The 22,000-nt window shown below is 50.2% G+C and carries 19 protein-coding genes and 2 tRNA genes; 12 read left to right on the forward strand and 9 right to left on the reverse strand.

The window, feature by feature from the left end; genetic code table 11:
• Positions 1-38: 38 nt before the first annotated feature.
• The 6 genes from xthA to ACX1CU_RS10855 all read right to left on the reverse strand — a co-directional run bounded on the left by xthA (position 39) and on the right by ACX1CU_RS10855 (position 3,627).
• Positions 39-845, reverse strand: coding sequence for an exodeoxyribonuclease III (gene xthA, locus ACX1CU_RS10830; protein ID WP_459402549.1), 807 nt, complete (start codon positions 843-845; stop codon positions 39-41).
• Between the two features lie 101 nt (positions 846-946).
• Entirely contained in the window at positions 947-1,519 is a 573-nt protein-coding gene (locus ACX1CU_RS10835) for an LOG family protein (RefSeq protein WP_459402550.1), read from the reverse strand.
• A 235-nt stretch (positions 1,520-1,754) separates the two neighbouring features.
• Positions 1,755-1,839: transfer RNA gene (locus ACX1CU_RS10840), tRNA-Tyr, on the reverse strand.
• A 197-nt stretch (positions 1,840-2,036) separates the two neighbouring features.
• Positions 2,037-2,121: transfer RNA gene (locus ACX1CU_RS10845), tRNA-Tyr, on the reverse strand.
• Positions 2,122-2,279: 158 nt separating this feature from the next.
• A complete protein-coding gene (purU, locus tag ACX1CU_RS10850) occupies positions 2,280-3,128 on the reverse strand; it encodes a formyltetrahydrofolate deformylase (RefSeq protein ID WP_459402551.1) in 849 nt (282 codons plus the stop codon).
• A 37-nt stretch (positions 3,129-3,165) separates the two neighbouring features.
• The gene (locus tag ACX1CU_RS10855) at positions 3,166-3,627 is read right to left on the reverse strand and encodes a YchJ family protein (RefSeq protein ID WP_459402784.1); all 462 of its coding nucleotides are present in this window, start codon (positions 3,625-3,627) and stop codon (positions 3,166-3,168) included.
• 147 nt (positions 3,628-3,774) lie between these two features.
• On the opposite strand from ACX1CU_RS10855, the gene rssA reads away from it, so the two are divergent.
• From rssA to ACX1CU_RS10880, 5 genes are all read left to right on the forward strand, one after another.
• Entirely contained in the window at positions 3,775-4,692 is a 918-nt protein-coding gene (rssA, locus tag ACX1CU_RS10860) for a patatin-like phospholipase RssA (RefSeq protein WP_459402552.1), read from the forward strand.
• A 105-nt stretch (positions 4,693-4,797) separates the two neighbouring features.
• Positions 4,798-5,811, forward strand: coding sequence for a two-component system response regulator RssB (rssB, locus tag ACX1CU_RS10865; protein ID WP_459402785.1), 1,014 nt, complete (start codon positions 4,798-4,800; stop codon positions 5,809-5,811).
• A 205-nt stretch (positions 5,812-6,016) separates the two neighbouring features.
• Positions 6,017-6,934 (forward strand): UTP--glucose-1-phosphate uridylyltransferase GalU, encoded by a 918-nt coding sequence (galU, locus tag ACX1CU_RS10870; RefSeq protein WP_459402553.1) that lies wholly within the window; start codon positions 6,017-6,019, stop codon positions 6,932-6,934.
• A gap of 44 nt (positions 6,935-6,978) precedes the next feature.
• Positions 6,979-8,322, forward strand: a complete 1,344-nt coding sequence (locus tag ACX1CU_RS10875) for a UDP-glucose dehydrogenase family protein (protein WP_459402554.1) — start codon at positions 6,979-6,981, stop codon at positions 8,320-8,322.
• Between the two features lie 9 nt (positions 8,323-8,331).
• The gene (locus ACX1CU_RS10880) at positions 8,332-9,342 is read left to right on the forward strand and encodes an NAD-dependent epimerase (protein WP_459402555.1); all 1,011 of its coding nucleotides are present in this window, start codon (positions 8,332-8,334) and stop codon (positions 9,340-9,342) included.
• Positions 9,343-9,497: 155 nt separating this feature from the next.
• On the opposite strand, the gene hns is transcribed toward ACX1CU_RS10880, so the two are convergent.
• A complete protein-coding gene (hns, locus tag ACX1CU_RS10885) occupies positions 9,498-9,905 on the reverse strand; it encodes a histone-like nucleoid-structuring protein H-NS (RefSeq protein ID WP_459402556.1) in 408 nt (135 codons plus the stop codon).
• Positions 9,906-10,606: 701 nt separating this feature from the next.
• Between hns and ACX1CU_RS10890 the strand changes: the two genes are divergently transcribed.
• On the forward strand, positions 10,607-11,191 hold the full coding sequence (locus ACX1CU_RS10890; protein ID WP_459402557.1) for a thymidine kinase: 585 nt from the start codon (positions 10,607-10,609) through the stop codon (positions 11,189-11,191).
• Positions 11,192-11,355: 164 nt separating this feature from the next.
• Here ACX1CU_RS10890 and adhE read toward each other — a convergent pair whose 3' ends face one another.
• Complete coding sequence (gene adhE / locus ACX1CU_RS10895) at positions 11,356-14,028, reverse strand: bifunctional acetaldehyde-CoA/alcohol dehydrogenase (RefSeq protein WP_459402558.1); 2,673 nt, start codon at positions 14,026-14,028, stop codon at positions 11,356-11,358.
• A gap of 491 nt (positions 14,029-14,519) precedes the next feature.
• Between adhE and ACX1CU_RS10900 the strand changes: the two genes are divergently transcribed.
• The 6 genes from ACX1CU_RS10900 to oppF all read left to right on the forward strand — a co-directional run bounded on the left by ACX1CU_RS10900 (position 14,520) and on the right by oppF (position 21,586).
• Positions 14,520-15,164, forward strand: coding sequence for a YchE family NAAT transporter (locus tag ACX1CU_RS10900; protein ID WP_459402559.1), 645 nt, complete (start codon positions 14,520-14,522; stop codon positions 15,162-15,164).
• Between the two features lie 878 nt (positions 15,165-16,042).
• The gene (gene oppA, locus ACX1CU_RS10905) at positions 16,043-17,680 is read left to right on the forward strand and encodes an oligopeptide ABC transporter substrate-binding protein OppA (protein ID WP_459402560.1); all 1,638 of its coding nucleotides are present in this window, start codon (positions 16,043-16,045) and stop codon (positions 17,678-17,680) included.
• Positions 17,681-17,754: 74 nt separating this feature from the next.
• Complete coding sequence (gene oppB / locus ACX1CU_RS10910; RefSeq protein WP_459402561.1) at positions 17,755-18,675, forward strand: oligopeptide ABC transporter permease OppB; 921 nt, start codon at positions 17,755-17,757, stop codon at positions 18,673-18,675.
• Positions 18,676-18,690: 15 nt separating this feature from the next.
• Positions 18,691-19,596, forward strand: coding sequence for an oligopeptide ABC transporter permease OppC (gene oppC, locus ACX1CU_RS10915; RefSeq protein WP_459402562.1), 906 nt, complete (start codon positions 18,691-18,693; stop codon positions 19,594-19,596).
• 11 nt (positions 19,597-19,607) lie between these two features.
• Positions 19,608-20,591 (forward strand): oligopeptide ABC transporter ATP-binding protein OppD, encoded by a 984-nt coding sequence (gene oppD, locus ACX1CU_RS10920; protein ID WP_459402563.1) that lies wholly within the window; start codon positions 19,608-19,610, stop codon positions 20,589-20,591.
• Positions 20,588-21,586, forward strand: a complete 999-nt coding sequence (gene oppF / locus ACX1CU_RS10925; RefSeq protein WP_459402564.1) for a murein tripeptide/oligopeptide ABC transporter ATP binding protein OppF — start codon at positions 20,588-20,590, stop codon at positions 21,584-21,586. Before oppD ends, oppF begins: the two co-directional genes overlap by 4 nt.
• A 59-nt stretch (positions 21,587-21,645) precedes the next feature.
• Here oppF and ACX1CU_RS10930 read toward each other — a convergent pair whose 3' ends face one another.
• The gene (locus ACX1CU_RS10930; protein ID WP_459402565.1) at positions 21,646-21,969 is read right to left on the reverse strand and encodes an HI1450 family dsDNA-mimic protein; all 324 of its coding nucleotides are present in this window, start codon (positions 21,967-21,969) and stop codon (positions 21,646-21,648) included.
• Positions 21,970-22,000 lie beyond the last annotated feature (31 nt).

The raw sequence follows: 22,000 nt of genomic DNA on the forward strand, positions 1-22,000 counted from the left end.
AGTAAGGCCCCGTTGTAAACACGGGGCGGGGAATTAAATTACAGTGAAAATTCAGCCCAGACCGGCGCATGGTCGGAAGGTTTTTCCATGCCACGGATCTGATAGTCAATCCCCGTCGCCTTGCAGCGCGCCGCCAACGGTGTGCTGGCCAGCAACAGATCGATACGCAGCCCACGGTTTTCATCAAAGCCGCGTGAACGGTAATCAAACCATGAGAATTCGTCGCTGCGCTCGGGGTTGGCGTGACGATAGGTATCCACTAGGCCCCAATCCAACAGGCGCTGCATCCATTCACGCTCTTCCGGTAGGAAAGAACATTTACCGGTGCGCAGCCAGCGCTTACGGCTATCCTCACCGATACCGATATCAAAGTCGCTTGGGCTGATGTTCATATCGCCCATGATCAATACCGGGGATTCAGCAGAAAGCTGTTGTTCCAGGTAGCTTTGCAGATCCTGATAGAAACGGGTTTTGGCCGGAAATTTGACCGGGTGGTCGCGGCTTTCACCTTGCGGGAAATAGCCGTTAATCACCGTCAGCGTTCCCTGTGGGGTTGCCAGATCGGCCATAATGATGCGGCGTTGGGCATCTTCTTCGTCGGTAGGGAAACCACGGCGCACGGCAAGCGGTTTATCTTTGGTCAGCAGGGCGACACCATAGTGGCCTTTTTGCCCATGATAGAATACGTGATAACCATGCTGGCTCACTTCTTCCAGCGGAAACATGTCGTCGTGAACTTTTGTTTCCTGCAGGCCAATCACATCAGGCTGATGCTGTTCAATGATGGCGGCCAGTTGATGCGGACGTGCACGCAGTCCATTGATATTAAAAGAGACAAACTTCATGAGCAGTGCCGTTTTGATCAGAAAAATGTGTTCAGATAGTAGCAGAATTTGGCCAGAAAGGTAACGCAGACCAGCGGCGGGTAGCCGCTGGTAGAGAGGGACTATTTGGCCCAACGGTCGTAGTTTTTAGCCTGATAATCATCGAGTTGCTGTAACAGTGTCTGCGCTGAATCACTGATATGCAGGGTATTGAGGTAGTCTTGACGCATGAAGCCTTGATCGGCGACCTGCTGTAAGAAACCACTCAATGGGCGGTAAAAATCGTTCACGTTCAGTAACCCGACCGGCTTGTTGTGATAGCCGATCTGCCCCCAGGTCCAGATTTCGAACAGTTCTTCCAGGGTACCGATACCGCCAGGCAGGGCAATGAACCCGTCAGCCAACTCGGCCATACGCGCTTTGCGGGTATGCATATCGGGCACCACTTCCAGCTTGGTCAAGCCGCGATGTGCAGTTTCTGCCTCCACCAAACGCTCAGGTATTACCCCAATGACCTCTCCGCCTGCTTCGAGTACCGCATCGGCGACAATGCCCATCAGCCCTTTTTTACCACCGCCATAGACCAAACGCCGCCCCTGAGTGGCAATCGCGTGGCCCAGATTGCGCGCATTTTCAGCATAGGCCGGGTTAATGCCTTCGCTGGCACCACAAAAAACGCAGATATTGTTACGCATGCACAGTTCCTTACTGCATTAAAGAAGCCAGTGGTATAGCGAATTGTGGGCGGGAGTTCAAGTGGGGGATTCATTGGTTGGATCGACTTAAGCGCTGAGTGGGAAGGATTACCGCGCTAAAGCGCGTTGTCTCGCTGCGCTCGACTCGAACCTTGTCGAAGCTTCTCATCCTTCCCTTGCACAGAGAAATATGGATTTGCGTTATTAACGGTGTCTTTGGGGGATTATATAAGGATGGTGGTGGGGGAAGGATTCGAACCTTCGAAGTCTGTGACGGCAGATTTACAGTCTGCTCCCTTTGGCCGCTCGGGAACCCCACCAGGGGTATTTCATGGATTTTCTAACTGTGTTCGCAAGAAATTGGCTTAATTTCTTGAGTGCTTCTAAGGAAGGATTACCGCGCTGAAGCGCGTTGTCTCTCTGCGCTCGGCTCGAACCTTGTCGAAGCTTCTCATCCTTCCCCTCAGTGTTCGATGAGACTCCGTTTTTCACGGTACTCACGTCGATAGAGGAAAGATGGTGGTGGGGGAAGGATTCGAACCTTCGAAGTCTGTGACGGCAGATTTACAGTCTGCTCCCTTTGGCCGCTCGGGAACCCCACCACTGGCCTTGCTTGCGAAACGTCTGTCTCGGTAAGCGGGGCGCATCATATCAAATGAAGCGCTCGTGTAAAGCATTGAAATGAAGAAAATGAATCGTTTGCCGTTTTTTTATTCTTGGCGGTGTTTCCGTGAACGAAAGACACCGCTTTCTTGCACAACTACAGGATCACCGTGCGGTTGCCATACACGAACACCCTTTGTGCCAGCACACGATACAACGCACGGCTGAGAACGTTTTTCTCCACATCGCGCCCGGCACGCATCATATCTTCTGCTGAATAGGTGTGATCGACATGAATCACATCCTGCATGATGATTGGGCCTTCATCCAGACTGTCGTTCACATAGTGCGCAGTGGCACCGATAATCTTCACGCCGCGCTCATACGCCTGATGGTAAGGGCGTGCGCCGATAAAGGCGGGTAGGAACGAATGGTGAATATTAATCACCTGGTTTGGGTAGCGCTGAACGAATTCCGGCGTCAGAACGCGCATATATTTGGCCAGCACCACGTAATCGGGCAGGTACTGATCGATCTGCTCAGCCATTTTCTGATCGTGCTGCTCACGCGTCAGGCCTTCATGGCTCACCAGATGGAAAGGAATATCAAAGCGCTCTACCAGCGTCTGCAACGTAGTGTGGTTGCCAATAACGGCAGCAATTTCAACGTCTAAACCACCGTAAGCGCTTTTCATCAGCAGATCGCCCAGGCAGTGTGCCTCTTTGGTGACCAGCACCACGATGCGGCGGCGGCCTGCGCTGTGCAGTTCGCGCACCGAACCCTGAGGCAATGCACCGTCCAGATCTGCCAGCAGCGTGGCATCATTGAAAATCCCCTCCAGTTCGGTACGCATAAAGAAGCGACCGGTCAGGTGATCCACAAATTCATTGTTCTGAACGATATTCAGCTCATGTTTGTAACAGATGTTGGTGATCTTGGCGATCAGCCCTTTGGCGTCAGGGCAGATAGTGCGTAGAATTTTTCTTTGTACATTTTGGTGTGGCATAAGTATGTGGATCCTGTCTGATACTTAACTCGCAGGCTCATTGCCCGCAGCACTTTTTATATTTTTTGCCTGAACCGCAGGGGCAAGTGGCATTTCTACCCGGTTGGGGTTTGATTCCGTCGATATAGTACCAGCGTTGCCCAAGGCGAAGAAAGCGCGAACGTTCATGTATTGCACTGTGCTTGGCCGCGCCATCGCTGAAACGGGCAACAAACTCGACATAACCTTCGTCGGCGTGGTGACCCGCGAGTTCTTCAACCACCGTCAGTCCAAGCCATGCGGTATTGTTGAAGCTATTGATAATTGCACTACGCGACGCTTCTGCCTGGCAGTCCGGGTGCCAGGTTGCAACCAGATAATCTGCGCAGTGTTTTACATAGGCGGTATAGCGTGAGCGCATCAGCTTGCCCGGTGTAGGGGCAACTTGGTCACCATAAATAAAAGGTTCACAACAAAGGCTATACTCGAGCCCGCTGCCGCAGGGGCATAATTCAGTCACCATAACGCCTCAAAGTGATTGGCTCGCGTGGGCGAAAGCCACAGCTAGAATAAAATCAGTGCGTATGTTACCTAACATTATTCGTCAGTGACAATGTACCCTAGGTTTAAGGGTTGAATTCATTCAGCGAGCACAGGACGGCAAGTCATGCGGAAAATTAAAATCGGGCTGGCATTGGGTGCTGGGGCCGCGAAGGGCTGGGCGCACATAGGGGTGATTAATGCGTTACGGAAACGGGGGATCGAAATTGATATCGTTGCCGGCTGTTCGGTAGGGGCGTTAGTGGGTGCGGCGTTTGCCAGCCATCGGTTGCCAGCAATGGAGCACTGGGTGCGTTCGTTCAGTTACTGGGATGTGATCCGGTTGATGGATCTTACCTGGCAGCGGGGTGGTTTATTGCGCGGCGAACGCGTCTTCAATGCGGTTGGCCAACTGTTGAAGATTGATGATTTTGCCGACTGTGCGCTCAAATTTGGTGCTGTCACCACCAATCTCAGCACCGGTCGCGAACTGTGGATGACCAAAGGGGACATCCAGCAGGCAATTCGTGCTTCCTGCAGTATGCCAGGCTTGCTGGCTCCTGTATGGTTTGAAGGCTATTGGCTGGTGGACGGCGCATTAGTGAATCCGGTGCCGATTTCGCTGACCCGTGCGATGGGTGCAGATATTGTTATTGCGGTGGATTTACAACATGATGCGCATCTGATGCAACAGGATTTGTTCTCGGTGCACAATACGAGTGAAGACACGAGTAGTGAAGATGTGAATAATGTGGTGATAGGCAATTGGCGTGGGCGCTTGCGAGATCGTATCAATAAAGTGATGCTGAAGAAGCCCAATTTTACGCCGACCGCCATGGAGATCATGAGCACGTCCATTCAGATGCTGGAAAATCGGGTGAAACGCACTCGTATGGCCAGCGATCCCCCGGATGTTCTGATACAACCCTATTGCCCGCAGATATCCACACTGGATTTCCATCGCGCCAGCGAGGCGATTGAAGCCGGCCGGTTGGCGGTCGAGAAGCAGATAGATGTTTTGGCTCCATTGATAAAAAATAAATAATTACCGGTTCTTAAGGTGGAATTATGCTGTCAGGGAGACTTTCGGCAGGCACAAGTGACCATTATGAGCCACTATTACATCATGAAAAGGGAAGAGGCTCTGCCGATGGTATTACCACTGACAAACAAGCGCATCTTAATCGTTGAGGACGAACAGGTGTTTCGTTCGGTGCTTGTTGGCTATTTGAAATCGTTGGGCGCGCAAACCAGTGAAGCGGCCAATGGTTTGTTGGCGCTGAGCGCGGTTGAAGAAGTGAAGCCTGATTTAATCCTGTGCGACCTGGCGATGCCGGAGATGAACGGTATTGAGTTCGTTGAGCACCTGCGTCTGCAAGGGATACAAATCCCGGTACTGGTGATTTCGGCTACCGATAAAATGACGGACATTGCCAAAGTATTGCGGCTGGGCGTGCAGGATGTGTTGTTAAAACCGCTGACCGACCTGAACCGTTTGCGTGAAGCGATACTGGCTTGTTTGTATCCTAATATGTTTACTTCACCGGCCATTGAAGAGGTGGAATTATTCAAGGATTGGGATGCGCTGAGCAAGAATCCTTCAGAGGCGGTGAGGTTGCTTAAGCAGTTACAACCGCCAGTCCAGCAGACCATTGCGGGGTGCCGCATTAATTATCGTCAGTTGACTGCGGCAGAAAGCCCGGGTTTGGTGCTGGATATTGCCGCATTGTCAGATAATGACCTGGCTTTTTATTGTCTGGATGTGACGCGTGCTGGTGATAATGGTGTATTGGCCGCTTTGTTATTGCGCGCACTATTCAATGGATTGTTGCAAGATCATTTAGCGAATCAACAGCATCGTTTGCCGCAAATGTCAGCACTGTTAAAGCAAGTTAATCAATTATTGCGTCAAGGAAAGCTTGAAGGGCAATTCCCGCTGCTGGTTGGTTATTATCACGCCGAATATAAAAACCTGATTCTTGTTTCGGCCGGTTTGCATGCCACGGTGAATACCGGGGATAATCAAATCCAGTTAAGTACCGGTATACCTTTAGGCACGCTGGGTGCGACCTATCTGAATCAGATCAGCCAGCGCTGTGAGGCCTGGCAGTGCCAGGTGTGGGGCAGCGGTGGCCGCTTACGTTTAATGCTCAGTGCTGAATAAAACATCAATAAGTCACTTATCCTGTTACATTCTGCTATTCAAAACGTCTATTTAACCTCAGAATTTCACTGCTAGGTAATAGTCTTAAATCTTTACTATTTGTTTTTGGGGTAATACTCGGCCGGTTTAAGCTGGTATACTTCGAGGGTTTTTTTGTATAGCAACATAAGTTCATAATTTGAGCTCGTATTATGGAGAGGAAATAATGCCTGCTTTAGATCGTAAAGTTCGCAAAGCGGTTATCCCCGTAGCAGGTTTAGGAACTCGGATGTTGCCAGCAACTAAAGCTATTCCGAAAGAGATGCTGCCACTGGTTGATAAACCGTTGATTCAGTATGTGGTGAATGAATGCATTGCCGCAGGAATCAACGAAATCGTTTTGGTGACTCATTCCTCTAAGAATTCTATTGAAAACCACTTTGATACCAGTTTCGAACTGGAAGCGATGTTGGAAAAACGGGTAAAACGCCAACTGCTGGATGAGATTCAATCCATCTGCCCAAAAGGCGTCACGGTGATGCAGGTGCGTCAGGGGATTGCCAAAGGGCTTGGTCATGCGATCATGTGTGCTTATCCGTTGGTGGGGGATGAACCGGTTGCCGTCGTGCTGCCGGATGTGATCCTCGATGAATACAGGGCAGATCTGCAGCAGGACAACCTGCATGAAATGTTGCAGCGCTTTGAACAGACCGGTATCAGCCAAATTATGGTTGAACCGGTGCAGCATAAAGATGTCGGAAACTATGGCATAGTCGATTGCCAGGGGGCAGTACTGCAACCGGGCGAAAGCGTGCCCATGGTGAGCGTGGTTGAGAAACCTTCTCCAGATGAAGCGCCGTCTGATCTGGCGATTGTGGGGCGCTATGTGCTTTCTGCCGATATTTGGGCACTGTTGGCCAAGACTCCGCCGGGGGCAGGTGATGAAATTCAGCTCACCGACGCGATTGATATGCTGATGCAGACAGAATGTGTTGAAGCTTATCATCTGAAAGGTGTGAGTCACGACTGCGGCAATAAATTGGGTTATATGCAGGCTTTTGTTGAGTATGGTCTGCGCCATGCCAGCCTGGGGCAAGAATTCTCGCTGTGGCTGAAACATTTGGTGAACGGCGCACAGAAATAATTTCATAGCTTATTGTCTTAATTTTTAAAAACTAGGATTTTCCAATGAAAGTAACAGTTTTTGGTATTGGTTATGTTGGCTTGGTACAAGCCGCTGTGTTGGCCGAAGTGGGCCATGATGTGATGTGTATTGATGTGGATGCAAAAAAGGTCGAGAACCTCAAAAATGGGAATATCCCTATTTTTGAGCCGGGCCTGACGCCACTGGTGCAACAGAATTACGAAGCCGGGCGTTTGCACTTTACCACCGATGCGCAAGCTGGCGTTGCCCACGGTACTATTCAGTTTATTGCGGTCGGAACGCCGCCAGATGAAGACGGTTCAGCCGATCTCAAATACGTGACCGCAGTGGCACGCACTATTGCTGAATACATGACCGAGCCAAAAATCGTGATTGATAAATCTACCGTGCCGGTAGGTACCGCAGATAAAGTGCGTGAAGTGATGACCGAGACGCTGCGTAAACGCGGCAGTTCTATTACGTTCGATGTGGTCTCCAATCCGGAGTTTCTTAAAGAAGGGGCGGCGGTGGCTGACTGCATGCGTCCTGAGCGTATTGTTCTGGGTACGGATAATAAAGAGGTTATCGAATCTCTGCGTGAGCTGTACGAACCGTTCAACCGCAATCACGATCGCATGATTCTGATGGATATCCGCAGTGCGGAACTGACCAAGTATGCTGCAAACTGCATGCTGGCAACCAAAATCAGCTTTATGAACGAAATTTCTAATCTGGCAGAAATGTTGGGTGCCGACATCGAGAAAGTGCGCCAGGGTATCGGCTCGGATTCACGCATCGGTTATCACTTTATTTATCCAGGTTGTGGCTACGGGGGTTCCTGTTTCCCGAAAGATGTTCAGGCGCTGATTCGCACGGCAGAGCACATTGGTTATCAGCCGAAGATATTGCAGGCGGTAGAACAGGTAAACTCCCAGCAGAAATATAAGCTGACTGAATTTATCAAGCGTCACTTTGGTGACGACGTAAAAGGGAAAACTTTTGCGCTATGGGGCTTGGCTTTTAAACCTAATACTGATGATATGCGCGAGGCATCCAGCCGGGTGCTGATGGAAACCTTGTGGGAATTAGGTGCTTCTGTACAGGCCTATGATCCAGAAGCGATGGCCGAAGCACAGCGTATCTACGGCCAACGTGCCGACTTGAAGCTGATGGGCACTAAAGAAGCCGCATTACAGGATGCCGATGCCTTGGTGATCTGTACTGAATGGCAGAATTTCCGTGCACCAGATTTTGACGTGATGAAAAAGGCGTTGAAACAGCCAGTGATTTTCGATGGGCGTAACTTATTCGACCCAGAACGTTTGCAGGCGCGCGGTTTTACTTATTATGGTATTGGGCGCGGTGCGTCGATTAAGCCGGTTATTTAAGAGGTGAGCATGAAATTCCTGGTTACAGGCGCTGCAGGTTTTATTGGGTATCACGTAATAGAGCGTTTGTTAGCCGCTGGGCATCAGGTTGTCGGTATCGACAACCTGAATGATTATTATGATGTCGGCCTGAAACAGGCTCGGCTTGATTTACTGGCTGATAAACCCGCGTTTCAATTTATCAAGCTTGATCTGGCCGATCGCAGCGGTATTGCCGGGCTTTTCGTTGCGCACCAGTTCGAACGTGTCATTCATCTTGGTGCTCAGGCTGGGGTGCGTTATTCGTTGGATAACCCCCTGGCTTATGCTGATTCAAACCTGATTGGTCATCTGAACATCCTTGAAGGATGCCGGCATAATAAGGTGGGGCATTTAGTGTATGCCTCATCCAGTTCGGTATATGGTCTTAATCGCAAGTTGCCATTTTCGACTGAAGATTCGGTGGATCACCCCATATCCTTGTATGCGGCGACCAAGAAAGCCAATGAACTGATGTCTCATAGTTATTCGCATTTATATGGGCTTCCTACTACGGGCTTACGTTTCTTCACCGTATATGGCCCTTGGGGACGTCCGGATATGGCCCTGTTTAAATTCACTAAGGCGATATTGGCGGGCGAAAGTATTGATGTATATAACCACGGTGAAATGCATCGTGATTTTACTTACATTGATGATATTACCGAGGCGGTTGTGCGTTTACAGGCCATCGTTCCACAACCTAATGCCAATTGGACGGTTGAACAAGGCTCGCCTGCGACCAGTTCTGCGCCGTATCATGTTTATAATATCGGCAACAGCAGCCCTGTGAAGCTCATGGAATATATTCATGCCTTGGAAGATGCATTAGGTATCACTGCACGGAAAAATATGCTGCCGATGCAACCTGGTGACGTTATGGATACCAGCGCGGATACTGACGAGCTTTACCAGACTATCGGATTTAAGCCTGAAATCAGCGTTGAAGAAGGCGTTAAGCGCTTTGTTGAATGGTACAAGGCGTTTTATAAAGTTCAGTAAATGAACATCCGTCAGGATAAATAAAGAGGCTTCGGCCTCTTTTTTCGTATGTCTTCAGAATGTTGATTACGTTTTGCAGTAAAAATTAGAGGGGGAGGGTTATTGAAAAGCAAAAAGCTCCCATCGGGAGCTTTTTGAGTTAGCTAAAGCCGTTATTACAGCAAGAAATCGTCTAAGGATTTCCCTTGCTCTTCGATAGCTTTTTTAATCACTGCCGGAGTACGGCCCTGGCCGGTCCAGGTTTTCATTTCGCCGTTTTCATCTTTATAGTGGTATTTAGCTGGACGTGCTGCGCGTTTTGCTTTGCCTGCGGCTTTAGTTGCAGCCATAGTTTGCAGCAATTCGTTTGGATCAATGCCATCAGCAATCAGCATTTCGCGATATTGTTGCAGTTTGCGAGTGCGCTCTTCAATTTCAGCTTGAGCTTGGCTGTCTTCATCGCGACGCTCGTTAACAACAACTTCCAATTTCTCAAGCATCTCTTCCAGCGTTTCCAGACTACATTCTCTAGCTTGTGCACGTAGAGTACGGATGTTGTTCAAAATCTTTAATGCTTCGCTCATTGTTCTAGTCTCAAATTATATTGGTGGGGGGGCGTTTGCATAATAATAGAGTGCTCTTTTCTTTTCTGCAATAGCCAAATTGAAAGAGATCCTAAATTTACCTTTAAAAAAAACCGATATTGAGAACTGTCTTGCTAATAACCCCTGATAATCTAACTATTACTCTACATGTTGCTAAGCTAAATTTTCAACCGGCGCTGTATGTTCATCGAGCTAAAAGGCATTTCACCAAGCAGATATAATTGCGTTCTATAACAGGGTGAGGATGAATTCTGTAGGGCTTAATCACTGCCGTAAGCGGCAGGTAGTGTAAACAAAAGGGGGGTTAGGTAAGGATAACGTTAGAAATGTCATATCATGTGAGATTGCAATTAACCCCTGGGTAATTGGTGATAAGATTTTTAATAGCACCGCCTTATGCCTGTAAGCCTGCACTTTGCGGGCCTATGTATGATCATTGACACATCATTAATGAATTTGGTTAATCATTGGTAATAATTAAATTGTGATCGGCCAAGAGGTGCATTCTGTAAATAGATGTAAAAACGGGCAATGTTTGCAGCAAAAAGCTTCATTTGAGAATTTGCCTATTACATGTCCCGATAATGACTCGTTGCCCGGCTGAGTCTGACAAAGGGATATGTTACACTGGCCGCCGCATCTTTAACTGAATATTTCTTATACCACTGGAGTCGCGGGCCATGGCTCAGCTTTATTTTTATTACTCTGCTATGAATGCAGGAAAATCTACCGCGTTATTACAATCTTCATATAATTATCAAGAACGTGGTATGCGGACCTTGGTGTTTACGGCTGAAATCGATCACCGCTTTGGCGTGGGTAAAGTCAGTTCCCGAATAGGGCTGTCGTCGCAAGCGCAGCTCTTTAATAACGGAACTCAACTGTATGCCATGATTAACCAGGAACATCAGCAGCAGCCCGTACACTGCGTTTTGGTTGATGAAAGCCAGTTCCTGACTAAAGGGCAGGTTGAAGAACTCTGTGAGGTGGTGGATCAATTAGATATTCCGGTGTTGTGTTACGGCCTGCGTACGGACTTTCTCGGTGAGTTGTTTATCGGCAGTCACTATTTGCTGGCTTGGGCTGACAAACTGGTCGAACTGAAAACCATCTGCCACTGTGGTCGCAAAGCCAATATGGTGCTTCGTTTGGGCGAAAACGGTAAAGCGCTGCATGCTGGCGAGCAGGTGGTTATCGGCGGTAATGAAAGTTACGTGTCCGTATGCCGCAAGCATTATAAAGAAGCGATCAAGACGCAGGAATAACCTTATCACAGAGGCCGACAGCGGCTTGCTGTGAGGTTGGAAGATGATATTGGTAGGAACGTATCAGTTTTCCGTTAGATCGTGCAGAGTTTGCTAAGCGCGGCCTGAGTGAATATAAAAAAACCCGCCGAAAAGGCGGGTTTTTTGTCAGCTCAAGGAGCGGGTTACTTCTTGGACTTTTTTTCAGCTTTGGCTGCCACCGGAGCCGCTGCCGCAACTTCTTCGGTATCTTCGCTAAATTCGCGGCCGTAGAAGGTATCCATCAGGATTTGCTTGAGTTCAGCAATCAACGGATAACGCGGGTTGGCACCGGTACATTGGTCATCAAACGCATCTTCAGACAGTTTGTCGACTTTCGCCAGGAAGTCCGCTTCCAGCACGCCAGCTTCACGGATAGAAGCAGGGATGCCCAGTTCCGCTTTGATCTCGTCCAGCCATTTCAGCAGTTTTTCGATCTTCTGCGCAGTACGGTCACCCGCGGCGCTCAGGCCAAGGTGATCGGCAATCTCAGCGTAGCGACGACGCGCCTGTGGGCGGTCATACTGGCTGAATGCGGTCTGCTTAGTCGGGTTATCGTTAGCGTTATAACGGATAACGTTCGAAATCAGCATGGCGTTGGCCAAACCGTGCGGAATGTGGAACTCAGAACCCAGTTTGTGGGCCATTGAGTGACACACACCCAGGAAGGCGTTAGCAAACGCAATACCGGCGATGGTCGCGGCGTTGTGCACACGTTCACGTGCTACCGGGTTCTTCGCGCCTTCTTTATAGCTGGCTGGCAGATATTCTTTCAGCAGCTTCAGGGCTTGCAGCGCCTGGCCGTCTGAATATTCGTTGGCCAGTACAGAAACATAAGCTTCCAGGGCGTGAGTGACCGCATCCAGGCCGCCGAAGGCGCACAGGGATTTAGGCATGTTCATCACCAGGTTGGCATCGACAATCGCCATATCCGGGGTCAGCGCATAATCTGCCAGTGGGTATTTCTGGCCAGTGGCATCGTCGGTCACCACCGCGAACGGCGTGACTTCTGAACCGGTACCTGAAGTGGTGGTGACGGCGATCATCTTCGCTTTCACACCCATTTTCGGGAACTTGTAGATACGCTTACGGATATCCATAAAGCGCAGCGCCAGGTCTTCGAAGTGGGTTTCAGGATGTTCGTACAGCACCCACATGATTTTCGCTGCGTCCATCGGTGAACCACCACCCAGCGCGATGATCACGTCTGGTTTGAAGGAGTTCATCTGCTCAGCACCTTTACGCACGATGCTCAACGTTGGGTCAGCTTCTACTTCAAAGAACACTTCCGTTTCAATACCGTGCGATTTCAGAACTTTGGTGATCTGATCGGCATAACCGTTATTGAACAGGTAGCGGTCGGTAACGATAAAGGCGCGCTTTGCCCCATCGCTAGCCACTTCATCCAGCGCGATAGGCAGTGAGCCACGGCGGAAGTAGATTGATTTAGGAAGTTTGTGCCACAACATGTTTTCTGCCCGCTTCGCTACAGTTTTCTTGTTGATCAGATGTTTTGGACCGACGTTTTCAGAGATGGAGTTACCCCCCCAAGAACCACAGCCCAGCGTCAGCGATGGCGCGAGTTTAAAGTTGTACAGGTCACCGATACCACCCTGAGAGGCTGGGGTGTTGATCAGGATACGTGCGGTTTTCATCTTGTCGCCGAAATACTCAACGCGCGCAGTCTGGTTGTCTTGATCGGTGTACAGGCAAGAGGTGTGGCCGATACCGCCCATGGCGACCAGTTTTTCGGCTTTGCTGACGGCATCTTCGAAGTCTTTGGCACGGTACATCGCCAGGGTAGGCGACAGTTTTTCGTGGGCAAAGGGTTCGGATTCATCAACCAGTTTCACTTCACCGATCAGAATTTTGGTGTTAGCTGGCACGCTGATGCCGGCCATTTCAGCGATTTTTGGTGCAGACTGGCCCACGATGGCGGCGTTCAGACCACCATTTTTCAGGATGATATCCTGAACGGCTTTCAGCTCTTTACCCTGCAGCATATAGCCGCCATGGGAAGCGAAACGCGCACGCACGGCATCATAGACAGAATCAACCACGATAACCGATTGTTCAGAAGCACAGATTACGCCGCTGTCGAAGGTTTTCGACATCAGGATAGAGGCGACAACACGCTTGATATCGGCAGTTTCATCAACCACCACCGGAGTGTTACCAGCACCCACGCCGATAGCCGGTTTACCTGAGCTGTACGCTGCTTTCACCATGCCTGGGCCGCCGGTAGCCAGAATCAGGTTGATGTCTGGGTGATGCATCAGTTGGTTAGACAGATCAACGGTAGGCTGATCGATCCAGCCAACGATATCTTTTGGCGCACCTGCCGCGATAGCCGCCTGCAACACGATATCTGCTGCTTTGTTGGTAGCATTTTTCGCACGTGGATGCGGGGAGAAAATAATACCGTTACGGGTCTTCAGGCTGATCAGCGCTTTGAAGATGGCGGTAGAGGTTGGGTTGGTGGTCGGTACGATACCGCAGATCAGGCCAATCGGCTCAGCGATAGTGATGGTACCGAAAGTATCGTCTTCGGAGAGGATACCGCAGGTCTTTTCATCTTTATAAGCGTTGTAGATATACTCGGAAGCGAAGTGGTTTTTGATCACTTTGTCTTCAACGATACCCATACCTGATTCTTCAACGGCCATTTTAGCCAAGGGGATACGGGCATCAGCAGCGGCGAGGGCAGCAGCGCGGAAAATCTTATCAACTTGCTCTTGTGAGAAGTTGGCATACTCGCGCTGGGCTTTTTTGACACGTGCTACAAGCTCGTTCAGTTCAGCGACATTCGTTACAGCCATAATGCTCTCCTGATAATGTTAAACTCTTTCAGTGAATAAGCCGTTCGAGCAACTAGTATAGACTTGAGAAAGGGCGGCGTCTGTTAAGGCACGACGGCTTTCTGGTCTTTTGCGATTCTTACGGCTGATTGTCTTAAAGAGCTTCTAGTGCAGGCAGTGTTAAACTAAACCTGTTCTACCTTCTGACTATGACAAAGAGCTTAACTATTCCTGAGTAGTTGTTTTGTGATTTAAATCATAAAAATCGCAAGCTGACACCTTTCAGCAGTGAGTTAATGATAATCACTCTCACCTTGGTGGGCGTTGCTGGCATTTTTACACTTAAAACATCAACAGCTATACACTAAGTTAACAATGGGGAATTACTTTGTAACATTATGGTCTGGTAGGGGAAAATGCTGTTCTTAGCGGATGGATTACCGGACACAATTCTATTACATTAGCGCGCATCGGCAGTGTCTCTTTCTATAGCTATTTATGCGGAGTTTTTCGTGGGCCAATCTCTGTTGGATTTTTCCGTCTACATCAAGTTCTTTGTTGGCTTGTTTGCATTGGTAAACCCGGTGGGCATCTTACCGGTCTTTATTAGTATGACCAGCTATCAGGCGGAGGCGGGGCGTAATAAAACCAACCTGACGGCTAACCTGTCGGTGGCGATTATTTTGTGGACTTCGCTGTTTTTGGGGGAGGCGATACTGCGCGTGTTCGGCATTTCCATCGACTCGTTCCGTATCGCGGGTGGGATCCTGGTGGTGAGCATTGCGATGTCGATGATCAGCGGCAAGTTGGGTGAAGATAAACAGAACAAACAAGAAAAATCAGAGAGCGCAATCCGCGAAAGCATTGGTGTGGTTCCACTGGCACTGCCGTTGATGGCGGGGCCGGGGGCGATCAGTTCAACCATTGTCTGGAGTTCGCGTTACCACAGTTGGCAGAACCTGTTAGGTTTTAGTCTGGCCGTTGCGGTGTTTGCTTTCTGCTGCTGGCTGTTGTTCCGCGCCGCGCCACTGCTGGTGCGTTTGCTGGGGCAAACCGGTATCAACGTCGTTACCCGTATCATGGGTCTGTTGCTGATGGCATTGGGTATCGAATTTATTGTCACTGGGATCAAGGCAATATTCCCTGGGTTGCTATAACCACGAATATCCTTTAATACGCTAACAGCGGGCCTCATTCCTGAGGCTCGTTGCTTAGGGGCTGCCAGAGGTTAATTATTGGCTTAAAATTTTTTAATCATTCAACATAAATACTTTTCTGCTTTAATAAACGGCGGTATCTGTTTGGTTTTTATTCTATTTCACCACTCCGTAGCATAAGTCTTCCTTTATTGCCCAATAAAACACCTAGTATTATTTCCAGTACATTTCATAAGTCTATTTTTCCTGATTTTCCCCTTCGCAGATCAAATCTGCTGTTAATTTAGTCACATCATTCTGTAGGGCTTGTCTCCGTTTCATCCAGGTGTTATTAGTGATTAACTAGGCATAAGCAGGTGTTTATTCTTTTAACTGCTGCTTTGTTAACTAAATGTTTCTTTTTGTGGGTTTTTGCTGTGCAAGCCATGTGCTACCCGAAGGTTTTCTTTTTTGCTCAATAAAATCATGTAATTAAAATAACATGGCGATTTTATAACGAGAGCGTTTGGTCGGTATGTGGGCTGATAAAAGAGAAACGCTTAACATTTTTGCAAAAATTATTGGCTAAGGTTTTTTGCTTCTGCTAGTTTCCGAGCAACTTTACTGCTGATAATTCTTAGTTTTTCGCGTAAAGCAGGAATGAATTTTGCTGATATTATTTTATTTGGTTTTTTTACTAAATATTTCCAAGTATGACCATTTCATATTTGTTAGGTAAAAGGACCAAGCAGTAATCACGGGTATTACTGGTAACGGCAGGTAATACAGAAGAAAGGCTGCACTGCGTCGTTCCGCGCTGTCTGGCCACAACCCACCCGGTCAACGGGCAACGCAGAACCCACGATGGTTCTGTGATAATAAAAACTGGAGTTCTAGATATGACCAACATCACAAAAAAATCACTCCTGGCTGCCGGTATTATTGCCGCACTGGGCATTGCAGCAACCGGAAATGCTTTTGCGGCTAAGGTGCCTGCGGGCGTGCAACTGGCAGACAAGCAGGAACTGGTTAAAAACAACGGTGCAGAAGTGCAGTCTCTCGATCCGCATAAAATTGAAGGCGTGCCGGAAAACAACGTTACCCGCGATCTGCTCGAGGGGCTAGCCAATACCACGCCAGAGGGTTCCATTGTGCCGGGTGCGGCAGAAAGTTGGGATAACCAAGGCTTTAAAGTGTGGACCTTCCACCTGCGCAAAGACGCTAAATGGTCGAACGGCCAACCGGTGACGGCGCAGGATTTCGTCTATAGCTGGCAGCGTATCGTCGATCCGAAAACTGCCTCCCCTTATGCCAGCTACCTGCAATATGCCCACGTAGAGAACGTCGATGACATTATTGCCGGTAAAAAAGACAAATCCACCTTGGGCGTAAAAGCCATTGACGATCATACCTTCCAGGTCACCTTGACCGAGCCGGTGCCTTATTTAGTTGAAATGACCCAGCATTACGCCATGAAGCCGGTCAATAAAGAAGCGGTAGAGAAGTTTGGTGAGAAATGGACGTTGCCGCAAAACTACGTCAGCAACGGTGCCTATAAGCTGAAAGACTGGGTGGTGAACGAACGTATCGTGCTGGAGCGTAACCCGGAATATTGGGATAACGCCAAAACCGTGATCAATAAAGTGACCTTCCTGCCGATTGCCTCTGAAGTGACCGATGTAAACCGCTACCGTTCCGGCGAGATTGACATGACCTATAACTATCTGCCGATCGAACTGTTCCAGAAACTGAAAAAAGAGATCCCGAACGAAGTGCGCGTTGCACCTTACGTCTGTACCTATTATTACGAAATGAACAACCAGAAGGCGCCGTTTACCGATGCTCGCGTGCGCGAGGCGCTCAAGCTGGGGTTGGATCGCGACATTATCGTCAATAAAGTTAAAAACCAGGGCGATCTCCCGGCTTACAGCTACACTCCGCCTTACGTTGATGGCGCAAAACTGACTACTCCAGAGTGGTTCGGCTGGACGCAGGACAAGCGCAACGAAGAAGCAAAAAAATTGCTGGCCGAGGCGGGCTACGGCCCAGGCAAGCCGCTGACTTTCTCATTGTTGTACAACACTTCCGATCTGCATAAAAAACTGGCGATCGCCGCCGCCTCGATCTGGAAGAAAAACCTGGGTGTGGATGTGAAGCTGGTGAACCAAGAGTGGAAAACCTTCCTGGATAGCCGCCATCAGGGGAATTTTGACGTTGCACGCGCTGGCTGGTGTGCGGACTACAACGAGCCTAGCGCTTTCGTGAATACTATGCTGTCGGACAGCAGCAACAACACCTCACATTATAAAAGCCCGGTGTTCGATAAGTTAGTGGCTGAGACACTGCAAGCCAAAACCAAAGAAGAGCGCGCTGCGTTGTATCAGAAAGCCGAAGCTCAGTTGGATAAAGATTCCGTTATTGCGCCCGTTTTCTACTACGTGAATGCCCGGCTGGTGAAGCCTTATGTCGGCGGTTATACCGAGACCGACCCGCTTGATAACGTGTACGACAAAAACCTGTACATCATCAAGCATTGATACGGTAAGGGCCGGTGGCGCACGTCGCCGGTCCATTTTCAGGCGATAAGCCGTTATCAGGCTGGAGCAGGGCTATGCTTAAATTTATTTTTCGTCGCCTATTAGAGGCGATCCCGACGCTATTTATCCTTATCACCATCTCTTTCTTTATGATGCGCTTGGCGCCCGGTAGCCCATTTACCGGCGAGCGTGCATTACCGCCAGAAGTCCTGGCCAATATCGAAGCCAAATACCATTTGAACGACCCGATCTGGAAACAGTACGGGCATTATTTGGTGCAGTTATCGAAAGGCGATTTCGGCCCCTCGTTTAAATACAAAGACTATTCGGTTAACGATTTAGTAGCGGCCTCCTTCCCGGTTTCAGCCAAGCTCGGCTTTGCCGCCTTTGTGCTGGCGGTGGTGCTGGGCGTCAGCGCCGGGGTGATTGCGGCATTGAGGCAGAACACCAAGTGGGACTACATGGTAATGGGGTTTGCCATGACCGGCGTAGTGATCCCCAGTTTTGTGGTCGCGCCGTTGCTGGTGCTGATTTTTGCCATCACCTTGAAATGGTTGCCCGGCGGCGGCTGGAACGGCGGGGCGCCGAAGTTCATGATCCTGCCGATGGTGGCGTTATCGCTGGCCTATATCGCCAGCATCGCGCGTATTATGCGTGGCTCGATGATTGAAGTGCTGCACTCCAACTTTATCCGCACCGCACGCGCCAAAGGCCTGCCGATGCGCCGGATTATCTTCCGCCATGCGTTGAAGCCCGCGCTGCTGCCGGTGCTGTCTTATATGGGGCCTGCGTTTGTCGGCATCATTACCGGTTCGATGGTGATTGAAACCATCTATGGCCTGCCGGGGATTGGCCAACTGTTCGTTAATGGTGCGCTGAACCGTGACTATTCGCTGGTACTGAGCCTGACCATTCTGGTGGGAGCTTTGACCATTCTGTTTAACGCGATCGTTGACGTTCTGTACGCCGTGATCGATCCGAAAATCCGTTATTAATCTGGAGCACGCACTATGTTGACGAAAAAGAACAGCGAAGCTCTGGAAAACTTCAGCGAAAAGCTGGAAGTTGAAGGGCGCAGCCTGTGGCAGGACGCGCGTCGGCGCTTTATACATAACCGTGCGGCGGTGACCAGCCTGTTTGTGCTGGTGCTAGTTACCCTGTTTGTGATTTTTGCACCCTGGCTGTCGCAATTTACCTATGACGATACCGACTGGGCAATGATGTCGGCGGCCCCCAGCATGGAGTCTGCACACTACTTTGGTACGGATTCCTCTGGGCGCGATCTGCTGGTACGCGTGGCGATTGGCGGGCGGATTTCGCTGATGGTCGGTGTCGCTGCCGCGCTGGTGGCGGTGATCGTCGGCACGCTGTATGGCGCGACCTCTGGCTATTTGGGCGGTAAAATCGACTCGGTGATGATGCGTTTGTTGGAAATCCTCAACTCCTTCCCGTTTATGTTCTTTGTGATCCTGCTGGTGACTTTCTTTGGGCAAAACATCCTGCTGATTTTTGTGGCGATCGGCATGGTGTCTTGGCTGGACATGGCGCGTATCGTGCGCGGCCAGACCCTGAGCCTGAAGCGTAAAGAGTTTATCGAAGCGGCGCTGGTCTGTGGCGTTTCGACGCGCAATATCGTGTTGCGCCATATTGTGCCAAACGTTTTGGGGGTAGTGGTGGTTTATGCCTCGCTGCTGGTGCCAAGCATGATCCTGTTCGAATCCTTCCTCAGCTTCCTGGGGTTAGGGACGCAGGAACCGCTAAGCAGTTGGGGCGCATTGCTCAGCGATGGGGCCAACTCGATGGAAGTTTCACCGTGGTTGCTGCTGTTCCCGGCCAGTTTCCTGGTTGTCACTCTGTTTTGTTTCAACTTTATCGGCGATGGCCTGCGTGATGCCCTCGACCCGAAAGATCGTTAAGGAGTGCCACCATGAACATGAATGAAAACTCGTTGCTGCTGGACGTCAAAGATCTGCGCGTGACCTTTAGTACGCCGGACGGTGACGTCACGGCGGTGAACGATCTTAACTTCGATCTGCGTGCAGGCGAAACGCTGGGTATCGTGGGTGAATCTGGTTCCGGCAAATCACAAACGGCTTTTGCGCTGATGGGCCTGCTGGCGAGCAATGGCCGCATCGGTGGTTCGGCGAAGTTTAACGGCCGTGAAATCCTCAATCTGCCGGAAAGCCAGCTTAACAAGCTGCGGGCAGAAGAGATTTCGATGATCTTCCAAGACCCGATGACGTCGCTTAACCCTTATATGCGCGTCGGCGAGCAGCTGATGGAAGTGCTGATGCTGCATAAAAGCATGAGCAAAAGCGAAGCGTTTGAAGAGTCGGTACAGATGCTGGATGCGGTAAAAATGCCAGAGGCGCGTAAGCGTATGCGCATGTATCCGCATGAGTTTTCCGGCGGTATGCGTCAGCGCGTGATGATCGCTATGGCGCTGTTGTGCCGACCAAAACTGTTGATCGCCGATGAGCCGACTACGGCGCTGGACGTGACCGTGCAGGCGCAGATCATGACGCTGCTGAACGAACTGAAGCGCGAATTCAATACGGCCATCATCATGATCACCCACGATCTCGGCGTGGTGGCGGGGATCTGCAACAAGGTGCTGGTGATGTATGCCGGTCGCACCATGGAATACGGTAGCGCGCGTGATGTGTTTTACCGCCCGAGCCATCCTTATTCCATTGGGCTGTTGAATGCGGTACCACGTTTGGATGCAGAAGGTGGAGCGCTGATGACCATTCCAGGGAATCCGCCAAACCTGCTGCGCTTACCACAAGGTTGCCCGTTCCAGCCGCGTTGCCCGTATGCCATGGATCAGTGCACGAGTGCTCCGCCGTTGGAGCAGTTTGGTGAAGGGCGCCTGCGCGCCTGCTTCAAGCCGGTGGAGGCATTGGTATGACAGCAACCGATAAAAAAGTGCTGCTCGAAGTGGCCGATTTAAAAGTGCATTTCGACATTCACGATGACAAACAGTGGTTCTGGCAGGCCCCTAAAACCCTGAAAGCGGTAGACGGTGTCACCTTAAGGCTGTTCGAAGGCGAAACCTTGGGGGTGGTTGGCGAGTCCGGCTGTGGTAAATCCACCTTTGCTCGCGCAATTATCGGCCTGGTGAAAGCCACCAGCGGTCGGGTTGCCTGGCTGGGCAAAGATCTGCTGGGAATGAGTGATGCGGATTGGCGCAATACGCGCAGCGATATTCAAATGATTTTCCAGGATCCGCTGGCTTCGCTTAACCCGCGCATGACCATTGGCGAAATCATTGCTGAACCGCTGCGTACCTATCATCCGAAAATGTCGCGTCAGGAAGTGAAGGACAAAGTGAAAGTGATGATGATGAAGGTTGGCTTGTTGCCGAACCTGATCAACCGCTATCCGCATGAGTTCTCCGGGGGTCAGTGCCAGCGCATCGGTATTGCCCGCGCGCTGATCCTGGAACCTAAACTGGTGATTTGTGATGAGCCGGTTTCGGCACTGGATGTCTCGATTCAGGCGCAGGTGGTGAATCTGTTACAGCAATTGCAGCGCGAGATGGGGCTGTCGCTGATCTTTATCGCTCACGACCTGGCGGTGGTGAAGCACATTTCCGATCGCGTGTTGGTGATGTATCTGGGTCATGCGGTGGAATTGGGAACCTATGATGAGGTGTATCACAACCCGCAGCACCCGTATACCAAGGCGCTGATGTCGGCGGTGCCGATCCCGGATCCGGATAAAGAGCGGGATAAGAAAATCCAACTGCTGGAAGGGGAACTGCCGTCACCGATCAACCCGCCGTCTGGCTGTGTGTTCCGCACGCGCTGCCCAATCGCCGGGCCAGAGTGCGCCAAGACGCGCCCGCTGCTGGAAGGGAGTTTCCGCCATGCGGTATCCTGCCTGAAGGTTGATCCACTGTGATTGACTAGCCACCAATAAAAAACCTGCCAGTTGGCAGGTTTTTTATCTCTACAACGCTCTTATTCTTTCCACAAAATATGGCACAGCTTATTGTCTTTCTCGCGGCAAATCAGCACGCGGGCAAAAACGTCGTTGATCGGTTCGCCGTCGCTGTCTGCCAAGCCAATCACCACTTCGGCAAAGAAATCCGGGTTTAAATCGTATTCGACGTGCTCCTGCCAATCTTCTGCCGGATCGTACAATTCCGCGCCGCCGCGCTCTTCAAACTGCAGATTGAACAGCAGAATATCTGCCGGATCCAGATTGTCGCCAGCCAGTTCCAGGAAGATATCGTAAGCCTGCTCCAGCGTTTCGTCTTCGGTAAGGCGATTATTCAAATCCATAAAAAAATCCCGATAACTCATGAGTTGGCAG

Source organism: Serratia sp. D1N4, assembly GCF_054552755.1.